The organism is Agrilactobacillus composti DSM 18527 = JCM 14202, from assembly GCF_001436375.1.
Taxonomy (GTDB): domain Bacteria; phylum Bacillota; class Bacilli; order Lactobacillales; family Lactobacillaceae; genus Agrilactobacillus; species Agrilactobacillus composti.
In genome coordinates, this window is sequence record NZ_AZGA01000050.1 from 1 (window position 1) to 616 (window position 616).

At 38.3% G+C, this 616-nt stretch carries 1 protein-coding gene; it reads left to right on the forward strand.

Features of this window, described 5'->3' with window-relative positions; genetic code table 11:
- Positions 1-98: 98 nt before the first annotated feature.
- A partial coding sequence (locus FC83_RS07930) for a transposase (protein ID WP_162260653.1) occupies positions 99-616 on the forward strand: 518 nt, incomplete at its 3' end.

The window sequence follows — 616 nt, forward strand, 5'->3', positions numbered from 1 at the left end:
TCAGATTGAAGACAAAGTAATCTTTTTAGAAGACTTTGTCTTTTTTATTTCGTTCGCATTGTAAGCGGTTTATAATTGAATTAGTGGAGGTGTTCATTATGATGGGCAAGTCAATCTCAAACAATACGCGTAATCAACAACAGCTTATTTCACTGAATGAATTGGTTCCAAAAGACCATATTCTCCGTAAAATTGATAAAGCGGTAGACTTTGATTTTATTTATGACTTAGTCCGGCCGCTATACAAGGAAGGCGTGGGACGTCCCAGTTTGGATCCAGTTATTTTGATCAAACTACCGATAATTCAGTATCTTTTCGGTATTCGTAGTATGCGTCAGACAATCAAAGAAATCCAGGTTAACGTAGCTTATCGTTGGTTCCTTGGAATCGACATTACGGCTGAAGTTCCACATTTCACTACATTTGGCAAGAACTTTGAACGCCGTTTTAAAGGGACGGATCTCTTCCAACAGATATTTGAAAAAATTTTGGAGCAATGTATGGCAGCGGGTTTAGTAGATCCCTCTATAATGTTCATCGATGGGACGCATGTCAAAGCCAATGCCAATAACAGAAAATATCACAAAGCGGTCATAGATAAGGTCGCCACTTATTA